Origin of the sequence: Shinella sp. HZN7 (genome assembly GCF_001652565.1) — a bacterium.
Taxonomy (GTDB): Bacteria; Pseudomonadota; Alphaproteobacteria; order Rhizobiales; family Rhizobiaceae; genus Shinella; species Shinella granuli.
The window spans coordinates 859,051-876,473 of sequence record NZ_CP015736.1; the positions used below are offsets into that span (position 1 = coordinate 859,051).

The window sequence follows — 17,423 nt, forward strand, 5'->3', positions numbered from 1 at the left end:
ATTCTACCGCACCTGCGAAGAGGTTTTCCGCACCGGTCCGTGCGATAAGCGACAATCCGGCAAGGGGCAAAGCGCCCGATCCCGCGTTCCTGTCGAAATCGGGTGGAACAAACCAAGAATATGTGCCTATCATCCACCATGACGATTCTCCTCTCCAACGCCGAGGCCCGGCGTATCTTTCTCGCCCGGCAAGGCCTGAGCGCACCGCCCGGCCGCCTTCTCGGCAAGGCGGACCTGCTGAACCTCATCCACGACATCGGCTTCGTGCAGGTCGACAGCATCGCCACGGTGGAGCGGGCGCATCACCAGATCCTGTTCTCGCGCAACCAGACCTACCGGCGCGAACACCTGACGGCGCTGCTGGAAAAGGACGGCGAGCTCTTCGAACACTGGACGCACGATGCCTCCATCATTCCGAGCGCCTTCTTCCGCTATTGGAAACATCGCTTCCGCCGCAAGGAGGCCTCGATCGCCGAGCGCTGGCGCAAATGGCAGGGGGAAGGCTTCGACAAGGCCTTCGACGAGACCTACGAGCGCATCGCCTTCGGCGGCGCCGTGCTGTCGCGCGATCTGAAGGCCGACGATCACAAGTCGGGCGGCTGGTGGAACTGGCATCCGAACAAGACGGCGCTGGAATATCTCTGGCACACCGGCAAGCTGGCGATCGCCCGGCGCGAGAATTTCCAGAAGGTCTACGACCTCGTCGAGCGCGTGCTGCCGGCCCATCACCATGCGCCGGATGTCGAGCACGACGCCTTCGTCGACTGGGCCTGCCGCAGCGCCCTGGAACGGCTGGGTTTTGCCACCCATGGCGAGATCGCCGCCTTCTGGGCCCTGATCACGCCGGACGAGGCCAGGGCCTGGGTGGAGGCGCATCGCGAGGAACTGCGCCCCGTCGCCATCGTGCCGGCGGATGGCGGCAAGCCGCGCGCCTCCCATGCCTTCGCCGATTTCCCGGCCTGTCTCGGCGACGTTCCCGATCCGCCCGCGCGCCTGCGCGTGCTCTCGCCCTTCGATCCGCTGATCCGCGACCGCAACCGCACCGAGCGGCTGTTCGGCTATTTCTATCGTATCGAGATCTTCGTGCCGGAGCCGAAGCGGCAATACGGCTACTATGTCTTCCCGCTGCTCGAAGGCGACCGCCTCGTCGGCCGCATCGACATGAAGGCCGACCGCAAGGCCGGCACGCTCGACGTCAAGCGGCTGTGGTGGGAGCCGAAGGTCCGCGCCTCCACGGGCCGGCTGGAAAAGCTGGACGCGGAACTGGCGCGCGTGGCGAAGTTCGCCGGCGTGGAGACGGTGCGTTATCTCGACGGCTGGCGCGGGGAGACGGGTTAGGCCGTCACCGGCCGTCCACCGAAGGCGGCCTTGCCCTTTTCCGTGAGCGCACGGAATTTTTCCGAAGCGCCCGTCAGCTTGGCGTCCCATTCCGGGTCGGGCACCTGGCCGCGGATCGTGTCGAAATAGACCGCCATCAGCGCGGCGATCGCGAAGGGCTCCAGCACGGCGGCCTTGAAGGCCCAGGCAAAGACGATGGCGACGACGAAGGCGTAGCCCGCGATCTCGCCGGGGAAGGCGTAGAGGATCGCGCCGGCGGGGGCGAGGGCGAGCAGGAAGACGACGATCGACAGCACCCAGAGGAAGACGGCGAGCCAGACGGCGTTCTTCACCATCGTCAGTCCGTTCTGTGCATAGAGCACGAGGCCGCGGCGGGCGCTGTCCCAGGCATTGTCGCTGTTCGTGCGGATGTTGTAGCCGAGGATGATCTCGTCGACATAGGTCAGCGACAGGCGGATGACCGTGTTGGCGAAGCGGGCGATGGCATCGAGGCCGGGGATCGGCAGGAAGGCGGCGATGCCGCCGATGAGCCCGGTAATGGCGGCGATCACGCCCTTGACGAGCTGGTCGAGCGCGAAGAGCACGTTCGCCTCGCCGAAACGGGCCGTGACGATCTCGCGGCCATAGGCGACCTGGCCCTTGCCATCCGGCAGCGCCTCGCCGTCGATCAGCTTGACGATGACGGCGATATGGGCGGCCTTGACCATGTAGAGCAGCCATTCGCGCGCCCAGTAGACGACGGTGGCGATGAAGCCCATGCCGATGAAGCCGCCCCAGACGGCATAGGATTCCGGGCTTTCGCTGAGCGAGCCGACGCCGTAGCCGATGCCGGCCCCGGCACCCGTGGCGAGGATGAAGGCGAGCGTGATGACGAAGTAGATCACCATGCGCAGGAGGATGAACGGCATGGTCTTGGTGAGGATGCCGATGGTCCTGCCGATGCTGAAATCCCACATGCCCCTGTCATCCCCCAAGAAAATCCGGCGGTCCCCGATCGCCGCGTGAAAGGCAGACGTTTCGGGGAGGCCGTATATTCGGGCTCAGCAGAGGTCGGTGGCGCTGATCTTGATGCCGAAGCCTTCGAGGCCGACATAGTGGCGCTCGCGCGAGGCCATCAGGCGGATCGAGGAGATGCCGAGATCCTTCAGGATCTGCGCGCCGAGGCCGATTTCCAGCCATTCGCTCTCGCGCGCCTGCGCCTCGTCATGGCCTTCGCGGTCATGCTTGCCCTTGCGGGCGGTCGAGGACTGGCCGACGCCGACGGAGCCCTCGCGCAGGTAGACGATGACACCGCGCCCCTGTTCCGCGATGCGCTTCATGATCGCATCGATCTGGCGGTTCGCGCCGAAAACGTCGCCGCCGACATTTTCGAGATGCAGGCGCACCGGAATGTCCACGCCGTCGCGGATGTCGCCGAAGACGACGGCAAGGTGCTGCATCGGGTCCCAGGGCAGGGTGTAGGTCAGCGCCTTCGCCTTGCCGTAGGGCGTGTCGACGTCGAAGTCGCCGACCTGCTCGATCAGGGTTTCCTTGCGCTGGCGATAGGCGATGAGGTCGGCGACGGAGACCTGCTTGAGGCCATGCTGCTCGGCAAAGTGCGCGACCTGCGGCCCGCGCATGACGGTGCCGTCGTCGTTGACGAGTTCGCTGATCACGCCGATCGGCGGCAGGCTGGCGAGCCTGCAGAGGTCGACGGCGGCCTCCGTGTGGCCCGAGCGCATGAGGACGCCGCCCTCGCGCGCGACGAGCGGGAAGATGTGGCCGGGACGCACGAAATCCGTCGGGCCGACATTGGGATTGGCGAGGTTGCGCACGGTCAGCGTGCGGTCGTCGGCCGAAATGCCGGTCGTCGTGCCGTGCTTGAAGTCGACGGAGACGGTGAAGGCGGTGGTGTGCGCGGAATCGTTCTCCGCCACCATGGCGTTGAGGTTCAGGCGCTTGGCCTCTTCGCGCGGCATGGGCGTGCAGACGATGCCGGACGTGTGGCGCACGATGAAGGCCATCTTCTCCGGCGTGCAGTGCACGGCGGCGACGATGAGGTCGCCTTCGTTCTCGCGGCCGTCGTCGTCCATGACGACGACGATCTCGCCGGCCTCGAAGGCGCGGATGGCATCGACGACGCGGGTCTGGTCGTAGCTCATGGCAAGGTTCCTATTTCAGACGGCCCGTCTGGCCGCGGTCACGGAGATAATGGTCGGCAATGGCGCAGGCAACCATCGCCTCGCCGATCGGCACGGCGCGGATGCCGACGCAGGGATCGTGCCGGCCCTTGGTGCGCACATCGACATTGTTGCCGTCGGCGTCGATCGAGCGGCGCTCGGTGAGGATCGAGGAGGTCGGCTTGATGGCGAAGCGCGCGATGACCGGCTGGCCGGTGGAAATGCCGCCGAGAATGCCGCCGGCATGGTTGGACAGGAAGATCGGGTTGCCGTCGTTGCCCATGCGCATCTCGTCGGCATTCTCCTCGCCGGTGAGTTCCGCGCTCGCAAAACCCTCGCCGATCTCCACGCCCTTGACGGCGTTGATCGACATCAGCAGCGAAGCGATGTCCTGGTCGAGCTTGCCGTAGATCGGCGCGCCGATACCGGCCGGAACGCCTTCGGCGACGACCTCCACGACCGCGCCGATGGAGGAGCCGGCCTTGCGGATGCCGTCGAGATAGTCCTCCCAGACGGGCACGATGGCGGGGTCGGGCGCGAAGAACGGGTTGTTGTTGACCTCGTTCCAGTCCCAGTTGCTGCGGTCGATCCTGTGCTTGCCGATCTGCACCAGCGCGGCACGCACGGAAAGACCCGGCACCACCTTGCGGGCAAGGCCGCCGGCGGCGACGCGCGCCGCCGTCTCGCGGGCGGAGGAGCGACCGCCGCCGCGATAGTCGCGGATGCCGTATTTGGTGTCATAGGTGTAGTCGGCATGGCCGGGGCGGTAGCGCCGGGCGATCTCGCCGTAGTCCTTGGAGCGCTGGTCGGTGTTCTCGATCAGCATGGATACGGGCGTGCCGGTGGTGATCATCGTCTCGCCGTCGTCGTCCATCATCACGCCCGACAGCACCTTGACGAGGTCGTCCTCGCGGCGCTGCGTCACGAAGCGCGACTGGCCGGGCTTGCGCTTGTCGAGCCAGGCCTGCAGTTCGGCCAGGGTGAAGCGGATGCCGGGCGGGCAGCCGTCCACCACGCAGCCGAGCGCGGCCCCATGGCTTTCGCCCCAGGTGGTGACGCGGAAGAGATGACCGAAGGTATTGTGCGACATGAGCGGAACCGGACCCCACAGGAAAGTGCGCCCTCTCTTAGGGGAAAAGGTGGGGTCGGGACAAGGGTTTCGCGTGGGTGAGGCGGTTTTGGCGCTGTCCCGGGCCCTAGGACGCCAGCTTCCACCGCATTTCGCTGCCGAAGGCGAGGAAGGCGTCGCGGGAGAGCGGCCTGGCGAAGGCGTAGCCCTGCAGGAGGTCGCAGCCGAGCAGGCCGAGCATTTCGGCATGCTCCATCGTTTCCACGCCCTCGGCGACGATCTCGATGCCGAGCGAGCGGCCGATCTCGATGATCGAGCGCACCAGCGCCTGCTCGTTGCGCGCGGTGAGGATGGGCGCGACGAGCTGGCGGTCGATCTTCAACCGCTTCGGCTTCAGCTTGAGCAGGCTGACGATGGAGGTATGGCCAGTGCCGAAATCGTCGATCTCGATGTCGATGCCGAGTGCCTTGATGCGTTCAAGGTTGGCGAGCACCACGTCGTCGCTCTCGTCGAGGAAGATCGATTCCACCAGCTCGAAGGCGATCTGGCCGGGCTGGATGGACAGGCCCGTCAGGCTGTCGATCAGGCTCTCGTCCCTGAGGCGCCGGGCCGAGACGTTGACCGAGATCTTCGGCATGATCAGTCCCTGCGCCGCCCAGCGCGCGCAATCGAGCAGCGCCTTTTCCAGGACGATGCGGTCGAGCGTCGCCATGACGTTGAGGTCCTCGGCGATCTTCAGGAAGTGGTCGGGCGTCAGCAGGCCCTCGCGCGGATGGTTCCAGCGGATGAGCGCCTCGGCGCCGGCGAGCTTGAGCGTGCCCGCGTCGATCTGCGGCTGGTAGTAGGGCACGAACTCGTTGTTCTCGATGCCGGCCAGGATGTCGTCGGCGATGCGCTTGTTCGAGATGATCTCGGCCTGCAGCGCCTCGGTGAAGAATTCGTGCCGGTTGCGCCCGAGCGCCTTGGCGCGGTAAAGCGCGATATCGGCATTGACGAGCAGCTTGGCCGTGTCGATCGACCGGCCCTCGGCAAGGGCGATGCCGATACTGACGCCGAAGCGGCAGAGATGGCCCTCATATTCGACGGGCTGCTGCATCAGGCTGATGATGCGGCGCGACAGCGCGCTGAGATAGACCTGGTCGGTCGTGTTGGTCACCACGACGACGAATTCGTCGCCGCCGATGCGCGCCACGAGGTCGCCGGCATGCACGCAGGCGCGCAGCACCTGCGAGGCATGCACGAGAAGCGCATCGCCCGCGGCATGGCCGAGTGTGTCGTTGATCTGCTTGAAGCGGTCGAGATCGATGTGCAGGATGCCGACGCGGGCATCCTTCGTCTCGCTGCGCGTGGCGATGTCCGTCAATTCGTCATCGAGCTTGCGGCGGTTGCCGAGCCCGGTCAGCGGGTCGTGCAGCGCATTGTGCTCGATGCGGACCTTGGCCTGTTCCAGCTCGATGTTCTTGGCGTCCGCCTGTTCCTTGGCCGCCTTCAGGTTTTCCTTCAGGATCACGTCTTCCGTGACGTCGAAGGCGAGGCCGATCAGCTTGCGGCCGCCGTCCTGGCCGTGATGCACCTTGCCGACGGAGCGGACATGGCGGATCTCGCCGTCCGGCAGCACCACGCGGGCCTCGTGCATATAGGGCAGGTCGTGCTCGACGCAGTGGTTGACGGTCTCGACCGTCGCTGCCCGGTCGTCCGGATGCATCGCGGCGAGCCATTCCTCGTGCGTCACGATGCCGTCGGTGAAGACGAGGCCGTAGAGCTGGTGCATGCGCTCGTCCCAGTAGGTCCGGCGGAGGTCGAGATCGGCCTCCCACAGGCCGCACTGGTAGGAATCGAGCGCAAGGTCGAGGCGGCGGCTGGTCTGTTCCAGTTCGGCGTTCTGCCGTTCGGACTGTTCCTTGGCCTGCCGCAGGCGGGCGGTCATCTGCATGTCTTCGGTGACGTCGAAGGCGAGGCCGACCAGCTTGCGGCGGCCGTCCTGCCCGATATGCAGCTTGCCGACGGACTGGACATGGCGCACGGACCCGTCCGGATGCACGACGCGCGAGGTGCGCGAATAGGGCACGTTCTCGTCGATGGTCCGGGCGGCCTTGCCCTCAGCCTCCTCGCGGTCATCGGGGTGGATGGCGTTGATCCAGGTCTCGTGCGTGATGCGCTCGCCGGTGTTCGTGATGCCGTAGAGCTGGTGCATGCGGTCGTCCCACAGCGTCAGCCCGTCCTCCAGGTCGGCCTCCCAGAGGCCGCATTCATAGGAATCGAGCGCGAGATCGAGACGCTGCGTCAGCTTGGCTAGCTCGGCATTCTGTATCTCGGCATGTTCCTTGGCGCGTTTCAGCGCCTCGTTCAGCAGCACGTCCTCGGTGACGTCCCAACTGATGCCGGTCAATTTGTCCTCGCCGTTCGGGCCGGTGAGGCGCGAGCCGACATTGCGGATGTGGTGCCAACTGCCGTCGGGCATGAGGATGCGGTACTGCGACTTGTAGTCGTTGCCGCCGGCGCGGATCCGGTCCATCTCGCCCTTGGCGCTGGCGACGTCGTCGGGGTGGAGGACGGAGCGCCATTCCTGGTCGTTCGGCGTCTCGTTTTCCGGGAAGCCGTGCAGGCGGTGCATCTGTTCGTCCCAGTTGCGCGCGCCGGTCGACAGCTCGACTTCCCATATGCCGATCTTGGAGGCATCGAGCGCGATGTCGAGGCGCTGGGAGAGCGACTGCACCTGCCGCTCGCGTGCCCGCAGCCGGGCGATGTTGCGCTGGCGCTCGCTGACGAGGCCGCCGGTGAGGAAGATCGGCACGATGATGACGAGCGCGGCCGCCACGATGATCAGCCGGATCTGGGTGAGGTTTTCCGGCGGATGATGCCAGCCCCTGGAGGGGATGGCCGCCAGTTGCCAGCGACCGCCCGGAAAATCCAGCGTCTGCAGGACGGGATCCTTCTCGAAGACCTCCGCATCGCCGAGGAACGGGTCGACGATATTGTCGGGCACGCTGACATCGCGGATGGCGAGCTGGATATCGGTCTTGTGCCGTTGTGCGATGTGCAGTGTGGGCTGGTCGGGTTCGAAGAGGCCGGCATCGGTGAAGAGCTTGCGCTCGTCGATCAGCCCGTCGATGTAGCCCCAGAAATGGTGCCGCGCGTCGACAGTGGTGAAGACCGGTATGAAGAGGTTGAAGCCGCGGCCGCCCCTGGCGAACTGCACCGGCCCGAACATCAGCGGGCGCCCGCGCGACCGCTCGATCTGGGCGGCCCGGCGGAAGGAGGGGAAGCGGTTGAAATCGGTGCCGAGATAGTGCTGATTGCCGTCGAGCGGGAAGGCCTGCCGCACTTTGCCTTCCGGCGCGGCGCCGACGCGGCGGAAATGGGTGTTCTGCAGCATCAGCTTGCGGGCGAAGACGTTGAATTGCAGCGTGGCCTGCTCCGGCGCCACCGCGAACATGTTGGCGACGGAGCGCAGGGCTGCCACGTTGCCGTTCACCTGGCTCTGCAGCCGGGCGCCGACCAGCGCGAGGTCGCCCGCCACATGGTTCTGCAGTTCGTTGCGATAGACGCGCTCGTTCTGCCGCTCGTAGACGATGCCCGCCGTCAGGATGACGCTGCCGGCAATCGCCGCCGGAACGAGCGACGGTTTCGCCCATTCTGCTATGGACGCCAGGGCGTGGCGAAGGGCGGCTGGAACGTGCAAAAAGATGATCCCCGATGGTCGCAAAACGGTACGGGAGGCTTCCTTAAGATTGAATTTATAAGCAACTGAAATACTTGCATTTCCGTCCCGATACGAGAGAGCGGCGCGCGCCAGCATTCCGGGCCTTGCGCCGCTTTTGTCCGACAATTCCGGGGATGAGCGGGCGGCCCGCCTTGATTCGCATGATCTTTCCGGCCATCCATTCCACCAGGGCACGCGGGGGCGGGCGAATTTCGCCATATTTGGGGGGCATCTGACATGACCGGTAAAAAGACTGATTCATTTCCAGGGATATGCAAGATGCGCTTTCTGATCGCCGCGCTGATGGCCACGGCCGTTTTCCTTTCGCCGCTCGCCGCCTCGGCCGAGAGCGCCGACGTTGAGGCCGTGATCACGAATGTCGATACCACGAATCTCAGCCTCTCGCTTGATGACGGCAAGAAGTACCAGGCACCGGAAGAGTTCAATTTCGACGGGCTGGAACCGGGTGTGAAGGTGCTGGTGTTCTATACCGAAGTCGATGGCAAGCGCGTCATCAACGATCTCGAGATCGTCCAGTAAAAGCGGGCGCAGGCCCTCTCAAAGCCAGTGCATGCCCGTCGCGTCGATGCGCAGCAGGCGGTCCTGGTGGATCGGCGTGTTGGCCGCCTCTTCCTCGTCCATGCCATTCAGCCGGAAGGCCGCGCGGAAAACGCCGCCATGGCTGACGCAGACCGTCGGCCGGGTGACATCGGCAAGCCAGGAGGCGATGCGCCAGGAGAGGATTTCGTAGCTTTCGGCCGCCTCGCCGGGCGGAATGAAGTTCCATTTGGCGCGGCTGCGTTCCTCGACCCGCGCCGGCGCCTCGGCCATCAGCTCGGGCAGCGTATAGCCTTCCCAATCACCGAAGGAGATTTCGACGAGACGGTCGTCCGTGCGGTAGGCGAGGGGATCGAGCCCCATGGCGCGGCGCAGGATTTCCATCGTCTCGCGCGTGCGCCCCAGCGGGCTTGCGACGAAATCGAAACTGGCAACCGTGGCGCCGAGAATGCCCTTGAGGGCGGCGCCGTTGCCGGCCGCCTGGCGGCGGCCGGTCTCGTTCAGCGGAATGTCCTTCTGCCCCTGCAGCCTGCCCTCTGCATTCCACGCGGTCTGGCCGTGACGGATCATGTAGATGAGCAAGGCGGGAAACCTCGGGGTGGACGTTCGTATCAGTCCTTGACGACGGAGATGTCGGGCGCGTCGACCGCCTTCATGCCGACGACATGGTAGCCGCTGTCCGCATGATGGGTCTCGCCGGTCACCGAGCGCGACAGGTCGGACAAGAGGTAGAGGCCGACATCGCCCACTTCCTCGATGGTGACGGTCCGGCGCAGCGGCGCATTGTACTCGTTCCACTTGAGGATATAGCGGAAGTCGCCGATGCCGGAGGCCGCGAGCGTCTTGATCGGGCCGGCCGAAATGGCGTTGACGCGGATGTTCTTCGGGCCGAGGTCGACGGCGAGATACTTCACGCTCGCTTCCAGCGCGGCCTTGGCGACGCCCATGACATTGTAGTTCGGCATGACCTTCTCTGCACCGTAATAGGTCAGCGTCAGCATCGAACCGCCATCGGTCATCAGCTTTTCCGCGCGACGGGCGACGGAGGTGAAGGAATAGACCGAGATCTGCATGGTCTTGGCGAAATTCCCCGGCGTCGTGTCGACGTAGCGGCCGGTCAGTTCGTCCTTGTCGGAAAAGCCGATGGCATGCACGAGGAAGTCGATCTTGCCCCAGGTCTTCTCGATGTTCTCGAAGACGGCGTCGATCGACGCCTCGTCGGAAACGTCGCAATCGCCGGCCAGTACGGCGCCGATCTCGACGGCCAGCGGCTCCACGCGCTTCTTCAGCGCATCGCCCTGATAGGTCAGGGCGATCTCGCCGCCCTGTGCGTGGATAGCCTTGGCGATGCCCCAGGCGATGGAACGGTTGTTGGCGACGCCCATGATGACGCCGCGCTTGCCCTTCATCAGACCAGATGCCTGAACCATGGTTTGCCCCCTGATACTTAAGTCAGATTTGCCTATGGCATAGGCGGCAATGGCGTTCAAGCGCGGGAGGGTTCAGGAACTGTTAGCACCCGTAACAATGGGTGCATGTTTTACGAAAGCGTCACAAAGAGCTCAAAGATAAAGGCCTTCGCGCAGGCTGCGCATCAGGTCGATCATCTTGTCGTCGGGCTTTTCCCACAGGAGAAGGCGGATTTCGGCGACGAGATCGCCTCGCTCGCCGTTTTCCATGAGAAGGCCTTCGCCGGGAATGCGGATCTGATGGTCGGAGCCCGACCAGGCCGGGACCGTCACGGCGAGCGGCCCGAGCGGGCCGTCGATGGTGGTCTCGCAGCCGAGAACGGCATTCTCGATCGTCACCGGCAAATCCACCTTGAGGTCGAAACCGTCGACCCGGAAGCGGCCGGGCGCCACGCGCAGGGTGATCACGGCATCGCCCCGCCTCAGGCCCTCGATGCGATATCCGGTCTCCTTGAGGCGGATCACCTGGCCGTCCGTCGAGCCCGCGCCGACCGGCACGCGCAGCGTCTGCCCGTCCGGCGTCTCGAGCGTCGGGCGCACCTTGTTGAGGATGTCCTCGACGCTGACGGTGACGTCGGCGACGAAATCCGGTGCCGTCTCCGCCTTGGCGCGGCTCCCGCGGATGCGGCGGATGATGGCGGAGATGAGGTTGGCCGCCGGGGCGAGGCTGCGGCTTGGCGCTGCCTCTTCCGCCTCCGGCTCGTCGGCTGCCTTGCGGGCGTCCTGTGCGGGGCCGGCGGCCGCCTGCGCCTGCTGCTGCGGGCGGGGCTGGGCCTGCGATTGCGCCTGAGCCTTGGCTTCCGCCGGCTGGCCGCGCGAATCGACGCCGAAGATGCGGGCGATCATGTCCTCGGCATCCTCGTTCGACATGCGCGGCGGGGCTTCGCTCCTTGCCTTGCGCTCGGCCTGCTGGCGGCGCATCTGCTCCATGCGGCGCAGTTCGGCCTCGCGCTGCTGGCGGTCGTAGCGGCTGCGCTTGTCGGGATCGCGCAGGATGTCGTAGGCGCGGCCGGCCTCCGTGAAGCGCACGGTGGCGTTGGGGTCGTCGTGGTTCTGGTCGGGATGCACGGCTTTTGCCAGCGAACGCCAGGCCGCCTTGATTTCCTCCTGCCCGGCGTTCCGCTTCACGCCAAGCACCGAATAGGGGTCACGCATAACTTCCACCCGTTGCCGTTTTGTCGGCCATGATAGTGGCGAACGTCCTAATCACTGGTTACGGGCCAGAGTTGAAAAATGGCAAATATCGCGCTCTTCACCCCTGCAGGTCGAAAGCGAGCAGCAGCCATTCGCCGGAACTGCCAAGGCAGGTGCGGCCGGAATAGTTGGCGATGCCCTGGTAGGAATGGCGCGTCGTCACGAAATCGCGGCAGGGCCGCCCGGCATTGTCGCGGTTCTCCGCAATGCTGCTGATGACGCCGGCGCTGCCCGAGGCGGAATTCGCCCAGGGGATGGGGCTGCCGCCGGTGCGCGCCAGATCGGCGGAGGAGACGGCATTGCGCACGGTGATCTCGTCGGTCAGCCGCTCCGTGCCCGATGGCACGGCGCTGGTGCGCACGGTATCGACCTTGCTGCCGTCGAAGATGTCGAGACCGCTCATGCAGCCCGAGAGAGAGGCGCCGCACAGGGTCACGACAACAACCGCAAGGCAATGTGCCCGGTATGGCTTTGTCTGCGCTCGCGACTTTGCTATGACGTCCACTCCAATCTGCCTCATGCAGCCAATAGATCGGCATTGAATCGAATATGAGCGAAAATGCGTTAACAAGCGGTGACTTCACCGAGGAAAACGAACCCTATTCCCTCTTCGGCGCATGGCTGGAGGAGGCGGGAAAGACCGAGCCGAACGACCCGAACGCGGTGGCACTCGCCACCGTCGACGAGACGGGCCTGCCGAATGTGCGCATGGTCCTGCTCAAGGGGTTCGATGCGCGCGGCTTCGTCTTCTACACGAATTTCGAGAGCCGGAAGGGCGTGGAGATCCTTGGCGCGCGCAAGGCCGCCATGTGCTTTCACTGGAAGTCGCTGCGCCGCCAGGTGCGCATCCGCGGCGAGGTGGAGATCGTCACCGATGCCGAGGCCGACGAATATTACGCCTCGCGCCCGCGCGGCAGCCGCATCGGCGCCTGGGCGTCGAAGCAGTCGCGCCCGCTGGAAGGCCGCTTCGCGCTGGAAAAGGCCGTCGCCGAATACACGGCCCGCTACGCCATCGGCGAGATCCCCCGCCCGCCGCACTGGTCCGGCTTCCGCATCAAGCCCGTCTCGATCGAGTTCTGGCACGACCGCCCCTTCCGCCTGCACGACCGCGTGGAATTCCGCCACACGGAGGACGGCGCCGGCTGGACGAAGGTCAGGATGTATCCGTGAACAGTCAGCGGTAGACGGATTTTCGGTCGCCGATGCGATAGCACGTTGCCGGCGACGGCCCAAGTTCAGCGCCGCATCAGCCGGAAGGGAATGCCCGAGGCCAGCGCGCCGACATATTTCGGCTTCTGGTAGTGCCCGTTCAGCGAGATTCGGGGCAGGGTCGTCGGCGCATCGAAGGAGCGGGCCGAAAGCGTGCCCGGATCCGTTGTGACGGCGACGCGGAAGCCGAGGTCCCTTGCAAGCTTGTGCTCGCGCGGCGAGACCGCGGCGCGGTCGCCATAGGGATAGGCAAGGGTGTCCGGCCGGTGGCCGATGATGGCGGCGATGTGCGCGGCCGACTGGTCCATCTCCTGGCGCGCCTCCTCGTCGCCGAGGCGTGCGAGGGCCCGGTGGCTCACCGTATGGGCACCGATCGATACGAGGGGATTGACGACGAGGCTCTTCAGTTCCGGCTCGCGCATGACCAGCCGTTCGGTGATCATCAGCGGATCGATGCCGTGGGCCCTTGCCGCCGCGTCGAGCCGCTCGATCGCCGCGGCCTCCTCCATCTCGCTCTGGACGAAGCGGGCAAGCCGGGCATAGGCCGCCTGTTTCTGGAAGGGCGTCGCAAGCGGCATGGTGATCGCGCCGGAGCCGAAGTCGAATTCCAGATGGGGCGCGACGCGCAGAAGCTCCGTCAGCGTCTCCCACCAGATGCCGTGCGTCTTGCAGGCGAAGCCCGGCGAGACGAAGACGGTGAAGGGCACCTTGTGCCGCGTGAAGACCGGCTGGGCATGGACCGCATTGTTGCGGTAGCCGTCGTCGAGCGTGAAGGCGGCGAAGCGCTCGCCGGCGCGCGCGATGGCAAGCCGCGCCGGCATGTCGGCCAGTGCCACGAACTGGTAGCCCTCTTCCGTGAGGTATTCGATCGCCGCATCGAGAAATTCCGGCGTGACCTCCAGATGCGCATTCGGATCGAAGGCCTGCGGCGTCTTCGGCCGCACATGGTGCAGCGTGAAGATCGCGCCCATGCCGCGGGCGGACGCCATCAGCCCGACGCGCTCGGCCAGATGCGCGAACTCCAGCCCGCCGGTGATCACGGCGCGCCTCAGTCCCTGTCGCATGACACTGCGGATCGGCATGTCGTCTTCATCGTCCCTTTTCGTCTCTCGCGGCCGTTATCGCACCCGGTCGGTATCCGAGTGGTTAACAACGGCTTTCCTGTGGCGCGGCGGCGCCGGCCGCCCGGCCTGGAAGGTGAGGATGCGGATGACATCCATGAAGATGCGGGTGATGGGGTCGAACATCGTCGTTCTCCGTGTTTCGGTCTGCACGGAGTGTCCGCCCGCTTGCCCCTGCGGCTCAAACGAGTTTATCGTCGATTTCGGATGACTTGAGGTTATGCGATGAAACGCGGACGGTTGCCGCTGACGGCGCTCAGGAGTTTCGAGGCGGCGGGCCGGCTCGGCAGCGTCACGCTGGCGGCCGAGGAACTGCTCGTCTCCCAGGCCGCGGTGAGCCGGCAGGTCAAGGAACTGGAGGCCGAGCTCGGCAAGCCGCTCTTCGAGCGCCGCCACCGCAGCGTGCGCCTCACCTCCGCCGGCGCGGCGCTGCTCGACGTCCTGTCGCGCGCCTTCGACGCGATGGACGCGAGCCTGTCGGAGATCCGCGGCCGGCGCGGCGGCGGGCTCCTGGAGATCAGCTCCGAGCCGTCCTTCGCGGCAAGCTGGCTCGTGCCGCATCTCGACGATTTCCATGCGGACCATCCCGAGATCGACGTCGTGGTCGAATCGGACATGCGGCTGATCGAATTCCGCACCCACGAGGCGGAAATCGCCATCCGGCACGGCATGGATGCCAGGGCCTGGCCGCGCGTTGCGGCCGAGCATCTGGCGGATGTGGAGCTGGTGCCCGTGATCATGCCCTGCCTGATGGCGGAGGGGACGCCGCTGCGCATGCCGGCCGATATCCTCGCCTATACGCTGCTGCACGAGGAGAACCGCAGCGCCTGGCAACGCTGGTTCGCTGCCGCCGGCCTGCCGGACGTGCCGCCCGGGCGGGCGCAGATCTTCACCGAGGGCAATCTCGTGCTGCAGGCGGCGCTGCGCGGCCATGGCGTCGCGCTGGTCGACCGCGCCTTCGCGGCCGAGGACATTGCAGGAGGGCGTCTCGTGCAGCTCTTCGACATCTCGATCCGCTACGGCGCCTACTGGCTCGTCGCCCGCGATTTCAAACGCCTCTCCCCGGAGGCCCGCGCCTTCCGGCAATGGCTGTTGCAGAGCTTTGCCGCCTCTGGCGGTTCCTGAGGTCGAGGTCCCGCTGCCCTCATCCAGGCGAAGGGATGTGGCATGGGTTTCCCCAACCAATGACGTCAGGGGGCCGGAAAGCGGGCATCCTTGCCTTCTCCCCGCCTGCGGGGAGAAGGTGCCGGCAGGCGGATGAGGGGTCGTGGAATGGTAGGCGGGATCAGGCCTTGGTGCCGCCCACCGTCACCTGGTCCATGCGCAGGTGCGGCTGGCCGACGCCGACCGGAACCCACTGGCCGGCCTTGCCGCAATTGCCGATGCCGGTGTCGAGCTTCGTGTCGTTGCCGACCATCGAGACGCGGCGCATGGCGTCCGGCCCGTTGCCGATCAGCATGGCGCCCTTGACCGGCGCCGTCACCTTGCCGTTCTCGATGAGATAGGCTTCCGTGCAGCCGAAGACGAATTTTCCGGAGGTGATGTCCACCTGCCCGCCGCCGAAGGAGACGGCATAGAGGCCGTTCTTCACCGAGGCGATGATTTCCTCCGGCGTCCGGTCGCCCGAGAGCATGTAGGTGTTGGTCATGCGCGGCATGGGGCGATGGGCGTAACCCTGCCGGCGGCCGTTGCCGGTCGCCTTCATGCCCATCAGGCGGGCATTCTGCCGGTCCTGCATGTAGCCGACGAGCTTGCCGTCCTCGATCAGCACGTTGTAGGCCGAGGGCGTGCCCTCGTCGTCGACGGTGATCGAGCCGCGGCGGTTGTCGATCGTGCCGTCGTCGACGACGGTGACGCCCCTGGCGGCGACCTGCTCGCCCATCAGCCCGGCAAAGGCCGAGGATTTCTTGCGGTTGTAGTCGCCTTCCAGCCCGTGGCCGACCGCCTCGTGCAGCATGACGCCCGGCCAGCCGGAGGAAAGCACCACGTCCATCGTGCCCGCCGGGGCCTCGACGGCTTCCAGATTGACCAGGGCCTGGCGAAGCGCCTCGTCCGCGCCGAAACGCCAGCTCTCCTCGGTGAGGAAGGCATCGAAGGTGGTGCGCCCGCCGACGCCGTAGCTGCCGGTCTCCTGCCGGTCGCCTTCACCGGCGACGACGGAGATGTTGACGCGGGTCATGGGCCTGACATCGGTGACGCGGTGCCCGTCGGCGCGCAGGATGTTGACCACCTGCCAGCTCGCGGCGATGGAGGCCGTCACCTGCCGCACCTTCGGATCCTTGGCGCGCAGATAGGCGTCGATCTCGGTGAGGAGGGCGACCTTCTGCTCGAAGCTCGGTGCGCCGATCGGGTTGTCCGGGGTATAGAGCTGGCGGTTGGTGCCCTGCGGCGCGGCGGCATAGTCGCCGGAATAGCCGCGCGTGACCGCGCCCGCCGCATCGGCCGCGCGCTTCAGCGCCGAAAGCGTCATCTCGCCCGAATGCGCATAGCCCACCGCCTCGCCGGCGACGGCCCGAAGGCCGAAACCCTGGTCGGTGTTGAAGCTGCCGCCCTTGAGGCGGCCATTGTCGAAGGAGAGGGATTCGGCCTGGGCGTGTTCCAGAAAGAGTTCGCCGTCATCGGCGCTCTTCAACGTCTCCTTCAGCACCGCCTGCACGGATGCCTCGTCGGCATCGAAAAGGGAGAGGAGGTCGGTGTTCATGGGAGGCTCCGCAAGCATTGGACTTGGGGCTCATGTAAGTCCCCGGGAGGCAGGCGGCAAGCCCGCCCGGGGGCGGACTTACGGCAGCGTGTCGTAGCCTTCGCCGAAGCCCTTGAGGTCGACGGGGATGCCGATGCCTTCCTCGGGCGACTGGAAGACGATGAAGGTCGCCGTCGCGCCGGAGCGGAAGGTCTTCAGCAGTTCGTCCTCGAGCACGACCTCGGCATAGCAGCCGTCGGAGAAGCAGCGCACGAAATAGGCGCGGCCGATATCCTTGCCGTCGACATTGAGACCGAGGCCGTTCGGCAGCAGCACGCCGAGCGGTGCGAGCACGCGCAGGATCTTCGCCTTGCGGTCGGCGGTCTTCAGCACGACGACGGAGAGGCCGAGCTCGGGCCGGTCCTCGGCCAGCACGTTCTGCATCAGCGCGCACTGTTCGCTGGACGCGCCGGCCGGCTGGTCGCAGACGATCGACCAGGCGCCATGGTTCGATTTCACCGTGCCGGGCTGCTGGGCTGCCGAAAGGGAAGGAAGCGCGAGAGCGCCGAACCCGAGCGCGGCAAGGCCAAGTGCCGCGCGGGACAGCCGGGAGAGGGGAGCAAAACCCATGAAAACCTCGGAATCTCGAATCAGTCGGGCTATCTTTGAAGGGGCGGGGGCGAAATGAAAAGCCCCGAGGGCTCATTTCCAATTGATTGAAGGCGGAAATTGGACCGGCGCGCCACTCATTATAATAGGGGCCGTCCACGGCGGCGGCAGGGCGATGCGGGCGCCCGCATCGGGCCGGGCGAGGGGCCTTCCGGCGGCATCGCCGCAGCCAAACCTTTCATGCTATAGGGAATTATGAAGAAATTGTGGGGAGCGGGCCCATGCTTTTGCTTTTGCGCAAAAATGCCGCATGG

Annotated in this window: 16 protein-coding genes; 4 read left to right on the forward strand and 12 right to left on the reverse strand. The window is 66.0% G+C overall.

All coding sequences use genetic code 11. The annotated features are described in order from the left end of the window. The first annotated feature begins 138 nt into the window (after positions 1 to 138). Positions 139 to 1,338, forward strand: coding sequence for a winged helix-turn-helix domain-containing protein (locus shn_RS04165; RefSeq protein ID WP_064329287.1), 1,200 nt, complete (start codon positions 139 to 141; stop codon positions 1,336 to 1,338). On the opposite strand, the gene shn_RS04170 is transcribed toward shn_RS04165, so the two are convergent. From shn_RS04170 to shn_RS04185, 4 genes are all read right to left on the reverse strand, one after another. Then, on the reverse strand, positions 1,335 to 2,294 hold the full coding sequence (locus shn_RS04170; protein WP_064329288.1) for a hypothetical protein: 960 nt from the start codon (positions 2,292 to 2,294) through the stop codon (positions 1,335 to 1,337). The two genes, shn_RS04165 and shn_RS04170, sit on opposite strands and share 4 nt — an antisense overlap. An 84-nt stretch (positions 2,295 to 2,378) precedes the next feature. Continuing rightward, positions 2,379 to 3,479: a 3,4-dihydroxy-2-butanone-4-phosphate synthase gene (ribB, locus tag shn_RS04175; RefSeq protein WP_064329289.1), complete on the reverse strand. Its 1,101-nt coding sequence runs from the start codon at positions 3,477 to 3,479 to the stop codon at positions 2,379 to 2,381. Positions 3,480 to 3,489: 10 nt separating this feature from the next. Further along, the gene (aroC, locus tag shn_RS04180) at positions 3,490 to 4,587 is read right to left on the reverse strand and encodes a chorismate synthase (protein WP_064329290.1); all 1,098 of its coding nucleotides are present in this window, start codon (positions 4,585 to 4,587) and stop codon (positions 3,490 to 3,492) included. Between the two features lie 106 nt (positions 4,588 to 4,693). Then, complete coding sequence (locus shn_RS04185; protein WP_064329291.1) at positions 4,694 to 8,248, reverse strand: EAL domain-containing protein; 3,555 nt, start codon at positions 8,246 to 8,248, stop codon at positions 4,694 to 4,696. Between the two features lie 300 nt (positions 8,249 to 8,548). On the opposite strand from shn_RS04185, the gene shn_RS04190 reads away from it, so the two are divergent. Next, entirely contained in the window at positions 8,549 to 8,809 is a 261-nt protein-coding gene (locus shn_RS04190) for a DUF1344 domain-containing protein (protein WP_064329292.1), read from the forward strand. An 18-nt stretch (positions 8,810 to 8,827) separates the two neighbouring features. On the opposite strand, the gene shn_RS04195 is transcribed toward shn_RS04190, so the two are convergent. From shn_RS04195 to shn_RS04210, 4 genes are all read right to left on the reverse strand, one after another. After that, positions 8,828 to 9,409 carry a histidine phosphatase family protein gene (locus shn_RS04195; protein WP_064329293.1) on the reverse strand — a complete coding sequence of 194 codons (582 nt, stop codon included), beginning with the start codon at positions 9,407 to 9,409 and terminating at the stop codon, positions 8,828 to 8,830. Between the two features lie 29 nt (positions 9,410 to 9,438). Beyond that, complete coding sequence (gene fabI, locus shn_RS04200; RefSeq protein ID WP_064329294.1) at positions 9,439 to 10,257, reverse strand: enoyl-ACP reductase FabI; 819 nt, start codon at positions 10,255 to 10,257, stop codon at positions 9,439 to 9,441. Positions 10,258 to 10,389: 132 nt separating this feature from the next. Next, on the reverse strand, positions 10,390 to 11,451 hold the full coding sequence (locus tag shn_RS04205) for a DnaJ domain-containing protein (protein ID WP_064329295.1): 1,062 nt from the start codon (positions 11,449 to 11,451) through the stop codon (positions 10,390 to 10,392). Positions 11,452 to 11,548: 97 nt separating this feature from the next. Then, a complete protein-coding gene (locus tag shn_RS04210; protein ID WP_064329296.1) occupies positions 11,549 to 11,995 on the reverse strand; it encodes an RT0821/Lpp0805 family surface protein in 447 nt (148 codons plus the stop codon). A 44-nt stretch (positions 11,996 to 12,039) separates the two neighbouring features. Between shn_RS04210 and pdxH the strand changes: the two genes are divergently transcribed. Further along, positions 12,040 to 12,660 (forward strand): pyridoxamine 5'-phosphate oxidase, encoded by a 621-nt coding sequence (pdxH, locus tag shn_RS04215; protein WP_064329297.1) that lies wholly within the window; start codon positions 12,040 to 12,042, stop codon positions 12,658 to 12,660. Between the two features lie 65 nt (positions 12,661 to 12,725). On the opposite strand, the gene shn_RS04220 is transcribed toward pdxH, so the two are convergent. Next, positions 12,726 to 13,781: a polysaccharide deacetylase family protein gene (locus shn_RS04220; protein WP_064329298.1), complete on the reverse strand. Its 1,056-nt coding sequence runs from the start codon at positions 13,779 to 13,781 to the stop codon at positions 12,726 to 12,728. Positions 13,782 to 13,817: 36 nt separating this feature from the next. Beyond that, positions 13,818 to 13,946, reverse strand: coding sequence for a hypothetical protein (locus tag shn_RS37395; protein WP_023512265.1), 129 nt, complete (start codon positions 13,944 to 13,946; stop codon positions 13,818 to 13,820). 99 nt (positions 13,947 to 14,045) lie between these two features. Between shn_RS37395 and shn_RS04225 the strand changes: the two genes are divergently transcribed. Beyond that, a complete protein-coding gene (locus shn_RS04225) occupies positions 14,046 to 14,945 on the forward strand; it encodes a LysR substrate-binding domain-containing protein (RefSeq protein WP_064329299.1) in 900 nt (299 codons plus the stop codon). A gap of 160 nt (positions 14,946 to 15,105) precedes the next feature. Here shn_RS04225 and tldD read toward each other — a convergent pair whose 3' ends face one another. Both tldD and shn_RS04235 read right to left on the reverse strand, forming a co-directional pair. Continuing rightward, positions 15,106 to 16,521, reverse strand: a complete 1,416-nt coding sequence (tldD, locus tag shn_RS04230) for a metalloprotease TldD (protein ID WP_064329300.1) — start codon at positions 16,519 to 16,521, stop codon at positions 15,106 to 15,108. Positions 16,522 to 16,599: 78 nt separating this feature from the next. After that, a complete protein-coding gene (locus shn_RS04235; RefSeq protein WP_064329301.1) occupies positions 16,600 to 17,130 on the reverse strand; it encodes an invasion associated locus B family protein in 531 nt (176 codons plus the stop codon). Between the last annotated feature and the right edge of the window lie 293 nt (positions 17,131 to 17,423).